The 8,082-nt window shown below is 66.7% G+C and carries 7 protein-coding genes; all 7 read right to left on the bottom strand.

Annotated features, from left to right (window positions below; translation table 11 throughout):
- Positions 1 to 322 precede the first annotated feature (322 nt).
- Entirely contained in the window at positions 323 to 1,444 is a 1,122-nt protein-coding gene (locus BLEFHOIH_RS16365) for a J domain-containing protein (protein ID WP_088347086.1), read from the bottom strand.
- A 47-nt stretch (positions 1,445 to 1,491) separates the two neighbouring features.
- Positions 1,492 to 2,487, bottom strand: coding sequence for an MBL fold metallo-hydrolase (locus BLEFHOIH_RS16360; protein ID WP_088347085.1), 996 nt, complete (start codon positions 2,485 to 2,487; stop codon positions 1,492 to 1,494).
- 152 nt (positions 2,488 to 2,639) lie between these two features.
- On the bottom strand, positions 2,640 to 3,845 hold the full coding sequence (locus BLEFHOIH_RS16355; protein ID WP_245297046.1) for a glycerophosphodiester phosphodiesterase family protein: 1,206 nt from the start codon (positions 3,843 to 3,845) through the stop codon (positions 2,640 to 2,642).
- 152 nt (positions 3,846 to 3,997) lie between these two features.
- Positions 3,998 to 5,614: a DHA2 family efflux MFS transporter permease subunit gene (locus BLEFHOIH_RS16350; RefSeq protein WP_088347084.1), complete on the bottom strand. Its 1,617-nt coding sequence runs from the start codon at positions 5,612 to 5,614 to the stop codon at positions 3,998 to 4,000.
- Between the two features lie 24 nt (positions 5,615 to 5,638).
- Positions 5,639 to 6,145, bottom strand: coding sequence for an isoprenylcysteine carboxylmethyltransferase family protein (locus BLEFHOIH_RS16345; protein WP_088347083.1), 507 nt, complete (start codon positions 6,143 to 6,145; stop codon positions 5,639 to 5,641).
- A gap of 11 nt (positions 6,146 to 6,156) precedes the next feature.
- Positions 6,157 to 7,254 (bottom strand): 3-oxoacyl-[acyl-carrier-protein] synthase III C-terminal domain-containing protein, encoded by a 1,098-nt coding sequence (locus BLEFHOIH_RS16340; protein WP_088347082.1) that lies wholly within the window; start codon positions 7,252 to 7,254, stop codon positions 6,157 to 6,159.
- Between the two features lie 111 nt (positions 7,255 to 7,365).
- Positions 7,366 to 8,067, bottom strand: a complete 702-nt coding sequence (locus tag BLEFHOIH_RS16335) for a VIT family protein (RefSeq protein WP_088347081.1) — start codon at positions 8,065 to 8,067, stop codon at positions 7,366 to 7,368.
- Positions 8,068 to 8,082 lie beyond the last annotated feature (15 nt).

The following is an 8,082-nucleotide window of genomic DNA, read 5'->3' as shown; positions in this document are numbered from 1 at the left end:
CGTCAGGCCGAGCCGGGACCCAATCATATTTCCGCTATTGCTGCGGCAAGTGGAGAAGCGAGTGGGCCCCGGCTCTAACGGCCGGGGCGAAGGAATCGAAGTTTTGCAAAGGTCTTCATGGGGAGAGGGCTGGGGTGAGGGGGTAATACCTATCGGTATGACGGGCATTGCCACACGGATAGGCATTACCCCCTCACCCGGCACGCTTCGTGGCGCCACCCTCTCCCCATGGGAGAGGGGAAGAAAGCTGCGGCCGCTTGAGAGGCAGAGGGATAGAGAGAGAGAGCCGCGCGCGCCCGGAAATCGCAGCACCCGGGGCGGCTCAGCGCGAGGCGTCGGTGATCTCGTCCGCAGCGTCGCGGCGGCCTTCCTCGGCGAGTTCGCGCTTGCGGTCGGCGCCGTCAATATTGGGGTTGAGCCGCAGCGCCTCGTTGAAATCGGCGATGGCGTTCTTGAAATCGCCCTTGCGGCGCAGCGCCTCGCCGCGATGGGCATAGGCGCTGGCGAAGTCCGGGTCGAGCTTCACCGCCTGGTTGAAATCGGCGATCGCCCGGTCGTAATTGCCGCGCGCCCGCCAGATCAGGCCGCGATGCACGTAGATCTTGGGATCGGAAAAGCTGGAGCGGATCGCCTTGTCGAGATCGACCAGCGCGCGTTCGACCTCGCCGCGCCGCCAGAGCAGCACGCCCCGCCCGTGAAAGGCGGCGACGTTGCCGGCGTCGAGCCGGAGGGCGGCGTCGTAATCGGCGAGCGCCCGGTCGAGATCGCCCCGGCCGATCCAGGCGGCGGCGCTGTTTAGGTAGCTTTGCGCGGTGGCGTATTCGACCGGCGCGGCGGCATCGGCGGCGGCTGAGCTACCCATGGCGCGGCCGCCGCTCGCCAGCGCGAGCAGAAGCTGCGGCAACTCGCGGCCGGGCTCGACCGAGACGGGCGCGATGCCGTCCTCGGCGTCGGCGGGATGCGGCAGCACCATCATCACGGCGGCCTCGACCGGGCCGGCATCGGCCTGGGCATCCGGCAAGGAGCCGGTGACGATGTCGCGGTCCGGCGCCGCCTGCGGAACGGCCTCGGCGGGCGCGGCGGCGAGATCCTGCGGAGGCGGCGCAACGGCTCCCGCGCGATGCGAGGCGTCATCCGGCTTCAGCAGCATGTTCAGCAACAGCAGCGCCGTCACGCTGACGACCGCCGTGCTGCCGAGCGCCGTCGCGGCGAATCGCCGGGAGCGCCGCTGCCGCTTTTGCAGCAGCGTGTCATAACGTGCGCGCTGTTCCGGGTCCTTCAGCACGGCGTAAGCCGCGATGATCCGCTTGCTGGCCCGCTCCGCTTCGGCGGCGCCTTCATGCAGGTCCGGATGGTGCGCCTTGACCACACGGCGATAGGCCGCCTTGATGGCGGCGTCATCCGCGTCCCGCGAAATGCCGAGCACATCGTAATGCGTCTTCATCACCGTTTCTCCGGTGGACTGTTTATTGCGGCCGCGCCCTCAAGCCGTCACAGGTTGAAAGCGTAGCCGGCACCGTCCCTGGAAATCCTGCCGACCCCGGGCCAGGGAAAATGCGTGCCGCAGATCATCATATCGCTGCCGACGGTCCATTCCAGCAGCTTTCGCCGCGTCTGTTCCGCCATGGCCGCGTCCTGGTCATAGGCGCCATGCCAGCCGGGATGCTCGGCGACCAAAGCGGGCACATAGGCGGTATCGTTCGAGATCAGCAACTGGTCCTTGCCCGAGGTCAGGTGGAACACCGTATGGCCGGCCGTATGCCCCGGCGCCTTGACGAAGCGGATGCCGGGCACGACCTCGTCCTCGCCGTCGACGGGCAGCACGTTCTTCCATTTCGGGATTACCGACTGGATGCGTCGGGCGAGCGGCTGGCGCGCTTTCGGCAGGCGGCCGATCAGCGAGGGATCGGTCCACCATTTATATTCGGCGGCGGGAACGATGATCTCGGCATTTGGGAAGACCGGCTTGTTGGTCTTGCGGCCGAGCAGGCCAAAGATGTGGTCGGGGTGGAAATGCGAGATCAAAATGGTCTCGATCTTGGCCGGGTCGATCTCCGCCGCCCTGAGATTGGCGAACAGCTTGCCCGAGACGAACACCGAATTGGGATTGAAAGCCTGCACCTGGCCGCCGCCGCCGGCATCGCAGAGCACCAGCTTGCCGTTGATCTTGACCACCAGCGCCACGATCGGGATCGGCACGAAATCGCTCCGCAGGCCCGCCGCCGCCAGCGCCTGCTTGGTCTCCTCGACGCTGGCATTCTGGAAGAACGCCGGGTCATGCACCTTTTCCCAGACGCCGTCATAGAGCGCGATGCACTCCGCCGCGCCGACCTTATAGCGGTGGATGCCGGGCTTGGGTTCGGGGGTCTGCTGGCGCCGTTCGGGCGGCTGGACCGGCGCGCTGACCGCCATGCGCCCGGTCAAGCCGAACGCCGCCGCCGTTGCCGCCGCGCTCAATACCCATTCCCGCCGCGTCATCCCGCCCATACCGGCGCCCTCCCTCAACATCCATAAAAAAACGCATAAAAATCTATAGTTCAGCCGACGGCATTTGTACAAAATATCCAGAAATGCCGCCGGCCGCAATTTCGAACTACGCAATTTCACCTATCGGAATTCGCGCCTGGCGAACCGAATGGTTACTCGAGCCCCATGCAATTCGCGTAATAGGTGACAGTTGCCGGCCAATCGGAGAAAATTCCGCGAATGCCGACATCCTTGGCCAGCACGTCGAGCAGCTTCAGCATGTCGCCGTCGCTGCTGACGGCGGGCTTGATGGACTGGTAGTACCAGCCGCCGCCATCCTTCAGCGGACCCGACCGCTCGAGCGTCCAGGCGATGATCTCCAGCCCCGCCTCCTTTGCTGCCTTGGCATAGGGCGAGGGCACGATCTTCTTGGCCTCGTCGAGCGTTACCAGCATCCAGAGCGGCGGGGCGATGATTTTTACGCCCGAGGCGGCGAGGTCCTTCATGCCGGGCTTCCAGCTCTCGGGCTTGAGCGGATCGAAGCCGGGCAGCGTCTCGTCGCGCTCGTCGAGATAGACGCCCTGCTTGCCGAATTCCGGCGCATTGGCGATCCAGTAGCGGACATCCTCCAGATTGAAGGATTGCGGGAAGACGTCTTTCGGATCGATGCCCGCCGCCTTGTACTCATCGATCATCTTCTGCGCGTAGGCGGCCTGGGTGAAATCGCCGTCGAAAGGCATCGGCACGCTCGCCGCCTTCAGCTCGGGCGTGAATTTGACGCCGAGAGACTGGAACAATTTTATGCTTTCGGCGTGCGTCATCAGCTTGCCGCCGGACGCGGCATAGAGGTCGGTGCGCCAGCTCGCGGTGCCGCCCATATAGGCTTCGGGCGTCGTCGCGTTCTTGTCGAAAGCGTCCATCTTGCCCTTCAGCCGGCGGAATTCGGCGAGCGTCAGGTCGCTGGTGCAGCATTTGGCGCTGGCCTCCTTCTTCGCCGACGGATCGGCCGGCGTGAAGGGCTGCGTGCATTTCGCCGCCAGATCGGGAATGCCGAGAATATTGGTGGTCGTGTGCAGGTCGCATTGCGAATGGCGGCAGACGAGCTGCTTATCCTTGGTGAAGGTCACGTCGCATTCGACGATGCCGGCCCCCATCCGCGCGCCGGCGCGATAGGATTCCTCGGTATGCTCGGGGAATTGCATGGCCGCGCCGCGATGGCCGATGGAGAAAGCGGTGCGCCGGAACGGGCCGTTGGCGCAGGATTTCAGCTTCTCCTTGAGTGGGCCGTCATCGAGCCGGTCGACCAGAAAGAACGGGCGCGGCCCGAGCTGGATATTGTCCGGCTGCTGGGCAAAGGCCGGCGGCGCCAGCAGATGCATCCCGGCGGCGAGCGCGCCGAGGATCAGGAAACCACCAGACATGCGCATAAGAATCTCCCCTTAAAGCCACGGCATGCCGCCGCGCGCGCCAGCCTGCCATCGCAAGATGACATGGGGAAGAAGGCATGCGTGGAAATCCGCCCCGCGGACGATCAGCGGCGCAGCCTCTGCCGGGGCGGCTCCTGGACCAGCCTGCGTGCCATCGGGCGTCGGTCGAGGGCGGCGCGCCTTGGCGCCCGCAGCAGGCTTGCCAGCACGAGCAGCACGCCGATCAGCGTCAGCGTGGCCATGATCGCCCAGGCCTCGTTGATGGCCTGGACCATCGCCTGCCGCTCCACCGCCGCGCGGACATAGCCGGCAACGCTCGGATCGAGCGGCGTCCCGGGCACATGCGCCAGGAACCTCTCCATCGGCAGTCCGACCGCCTTGGCCGCCGCGACATCGCCGCGCTCCAGCGCTTGCCGGAGCTGTTCGCCGATCATCGGCGCGCGGCCATAGATCACCGTGTCGATCAAAGCGAGGCCGATGGCGCCGCCGAGATTGCGCATCAGGTTGAACAGCCCGCTGGCATTGGCGACCTCATCCGGCGGCAGATGGGCGAGCGCCACGCGGATCGGCGGCAGCAGGCACAGCATGATCGCCGCGCCGCGCACCAGTTGCGGCACGAACATCTCGTCATAATCGGTGGCGCGGCTCTGCGACATGCTCATGGCGAGGCCGACGGCGAGCAGCGTGAAGCCGGCGACCGTCAAGAGCCGGGCATCGACCTTGCGCTCGGCCGAGACGACGAGCGGCGCCATCAGCAATTGCGCGACGCCCGTCACGATCATCACCTGGCCGATGTCCCAGGCGTCATGGCCGCGCACGAAGGCGAGGAACACCGGCATCAGATAGACCATGCCGTAAAGGCTCATGCCGAGCAGGAAACTCAAAAGCGCGCCGAGCGCGAAACGCCGGTCGGCAAAGGTGCGCAGATCGACGAGCGGGGCTTCGATGCTGAGCGAGTGCTGCACGAACAGCCAGCCGAACCAGATCGCCGCCGTGAACAGCGACAGCACGTCGAAGGAGACCCAGCCGGAATGCGGCGCCTGCTTCAGCCCGATTTCGAGACAGGCGAGCGCCGTGACCATGGCGAGCAGGCCCCAGACGTCGAGGCCGCGCAACAGCACGACCTCGCCTCTTTCGCGCGGCAGCAGCAGATAGGCCGTGATGGCGGCGGCAATGCCCGGCAGGACATTGATCAGGAACAGCCATGGCCAGCTATAGGTGCCGGTGATCCAGCCGCCGATGATGGGGCCGAGCGTCGGCGCCAGCACCGCGAGCACCCCGGCGACCGCCGTCGCGGTGGACTGCCCGCGTCCGGGGAAGAGGGCGAAGCCGGCGGCGAAGACCTGCGGGATCAGCAAACCGCCTGCGAGCCCCTGGATCACCCGCCACATGATGAGCGTCTCGAACGACCCGCTCAAGGCGCAACCGATCGAGGCCACCGTAAAGGCGGCGATGGTGATGACCGAGAGCCGGCGCATGGTGAGGGCGCGGGTCAGCAGCCCGGTGAGCGGAATGGCGACGATTTCGGCGATCAGATAACTGGTCTGCACCCAGCTCATCTGGTCCGGGCGGATGCCGAGCTCTTCCTGGATGGTCGGCAGCGAGGAGGCGACGACCTGGATGTCGAGCACCGCCATGAACATGCCGGTGCACATCGCGGCAAAACCCGCCCAGGTCGCGAGCGAAGGCTCCGGGCCGAAGGTCGCTGTGCGCATGGACATAGGCGGCGGGATTCCCTTGGGTGGCTACGAGCTGAGCGCCCGGTCCTCGGCCCGGATGCGGATGAAGAGCACGGCGGCGTTCAATGCCGTGAACACTAGCGCAAAGCCGTAAAGGCCGAATGCGCAAGGCAGAATCAAAATCTCCGCCGCCACGACGCAATAATTGGGGTGGGAGACGAAGCGGTAGGGTCCGGTGCGGGTGAGCGGCGCGCCGGGCAGCACGATGATGCGCGTCGTCCAGCGCTCGCCGAGCGTCGCCAGCACCCAGAAGCGGGCGATCTGCAAAAGGGCGTAGACGGCGATCAGGAACAGGCTCGGCTCGCGGGCGGGAGCCAGCAGCCACAAACCGATCAGCCATGCCGCGTGGACGGCGACGATCGCCGGATAATGTTCGGGCGAGGCCTCCACCGCGCCCCTGGCCAGCATCCGCTCGGTGTTGCGGCGGGCGATGAGCAGTTCCGCCCCGCGCTGCAAGGTCACGAAGAGCAGGACGGCGACGGAGATCAGGTTCCAATCGGCCGGGCTGGCCATGATGTCTTCCTCTAGGCGGACGGCGCGGCGAGCGTCACCGTCGAAAGCGTAAAGCCGGGGCCGAGCGCCATCAGCAGCGCGCGCTCAGGCAGAGGCCCAGCCGCCAGGGCTTGCTCCAGCACGAACAGCACCGTCGGCGCTGACATATTTCCGTATCGTTTCAGAACCTCGCGCTCGTGGTCGAGCGACTGATGGCGCAAGGTGAGTGAAGCCTCGATCGCCTCGACCACCTTGCGTCCGCCTGGATGGCAGATGAAACGGGCAATATCCGGGCGGGCGAGCCCCTGCGCCGCAAGAATTCCGTCGACCGCGCCGGCCAGATTGTCATAGGCAAAGCGCGGGATCGACTGGTCGAAGATGACGCCGAAGCCGGTGGGATCGACGCGCCAGCCCATGATGTCGAGCGTGTCCGGCCAGGTATGGGCGCGGGCGCCGGTGATGCGGGCGCGGCCCTGGGCGCCCGATTTCAGCACGACGGCCGCCGCGCCGTCGCCGAACAAAGCGAGCGCGACGAGATTGGCCTTGGTCGCCAGATCGCGCCGCACGGCGAGCGAACACAGCTCGACCGCCACCACCAGCACCACCGAGCCGGGACGCGCGGCGGCTAGCTCCGCGCCGAGCGCCAGCCCGGCGGCGCCCCCCGCGCAGCCGAGGCCGAAGACCGGCACCCGCAGCACGTCGGCGCGGAAGCCGAGCTCGGCCATGGCGCGCGCTTCGAGGCTCGGCGCGGCGATGCCGGTTGAGGACACGGTGACGATGGTATCGACCTGCGAGGCGCCCATGCCGGCCGCATCGAGCGCCTTGGCGGCGGACTGGATGAACAGCGCCGTCGCGCCGTCGACATAGGCGGCGGTGCGGCTCGGCCAGTCCTGCTCTTCGAGATACCAGGGGAAGGGCTTGACGGTGAATCTGTTCTCGATGCCGGCGGTGAAGAACACGGCGGCGATGCGGTCGAATTCCTCGAACTGATCGCGAAACACGTCTCTGGCGGCGTCCACGACCTGGCGCTGATCGGCGGCGTGCGTCGGCACCGCCGTGGCAAGGGACACAATTCCGACATCAAGCCCAGCCGAGGCCGATCGGGGCTCACGACGCAGTTCAACAGGCATGCGTGTACCTCGCTTTACTCCGCAATTACGGCGCACATCGACAGGGCGCAATCCCTGTCACACAGATTTGAGAGAGTATTCGCCTTCGTCCCCAAGCAAGGCGCCGTTCAGCTAGACGACTGTCCCGAACAGGGCACCGATTGCAGCCGTCAATCCCATGGCCAGCGCTCCCCAGAATGTGACACGCGCTGTCGCCCTAATTATGTCGGCACCGCCGGCTTTTGCGCCCGCCGCTCCCAGCAGGGCAAGAAACAGCAATGATGCGATAGAGACGATCACGACGAGGTACTGGGCCGGGACGATAAGCACCATCGCCAGCGGCATCGCCGCGCCGACCGCAAAGCTCGCGGCGGAGGCGAGCGCCGCCTGCACCGGGCGCGGCGCGGTGGCGTCCGAGATGCCGAGTTCGTCGCGGGCATGGGCGCCGAGCGCGTCCTTGGCCATGAGCTGGTCGGCGACCTTGAAAGCCAGTTCGGGATCGAGGCCGCGCGTGACGTAGATCTGCGCCAGTTCGTCGCGCTCCAATTCGGGGCTGTCGGCAAGCTCCCGGCGCTCGCGGGCAAGGTCGGCGCGCTCGGTGTCGGATTGCGAGCTGACCGAGACATATTCGCCCGCCGCCATCGACATCGCCCCGGCGACCAGCCCCGCGATCCCCGCGATCAGGATGGCGCCCGGCCCTGGCGAGGCCGAAGCGACGCCGACGATCAGGCTGGCGGTCGATACGATGCCGTCATTGGCCCCGAGCACGGCGGCGCGCAGCCAGCCGGTGCGGGTGACGAGATGGGCTTCGGGATGGTTGCGCGGCCGGATCATGCCGCTCCTTTTACG

The organism is Rhodomicrobium sp. R_RK_3 (assembly GCF_002198715.1).
GTDB lineage: Bacteria > Pseudomonadota > Alphaproteobacteria > Rhizobiales > Rhodomicrobiaceae > R-RK-3.
Note: the sequence above shows the minus strand (reverse complement) of the source record. Positions and strands in the feature narration are given on the sequence as shown.

Excerpts from the sequence above, each read along its gene's own strand:
- BLEFHOIH_RS16360 (WP_088347085.1), bottom strand. The coding sequence starts at position 2,487 with ATGGGCGGGATGACGCGGCGGGAATGGGTATTGAGCGCGGCGGCAACG.
- BLEFHOIH_RS16350 (WP_088347084.1), bottom strand. The coding sequence starts at position 5,614 with ATGTCCATGCGCACAGCGACCTTCGGCCCGGAGCCTTCGCTCGCGACC.
- BLEFHOIH_RS16340 (WP_088347082.1), bottom strand. The coding sequence starts at position 7,254 with ATGCCTGTTGAACTGCGTCGTGAGCCCCGATCGGCCTCGGCTGGGCTT.
- BLEFHOIH_RS16335 (WP_088347081.1), bottom strand. The coding sequence starts at position 8,067 with ATGATCCGGCCGCGCAACCATCCCGAAGCCCATCTCGTCACCCGCACC.
- BLEFHOIH_RS16365 (WP_088347086.1), bottom strand. The coding sequence starts at position 1,444 with ATGAAGACGCATTACGATGTGCTCGGCATTTCGCGGGACGCGGATGAC.
- BLEFHOIH_RS16355 (WP_245297046.1), bottom strand. The coding sequence starts at position 3,845 with ATGCATCTGCTGGCGCCGCCGGCCTTTGCCCAGCAGCCGGACAATATC.
- BLEFHOIH_RS16345 (WP_088347083.1), bottom strand. The coding sequence starts at position 6,145 with ATGGCCAGCCCGGCCGATTGGAACCTGATCTCCGTCGCCGTCCTGCTC.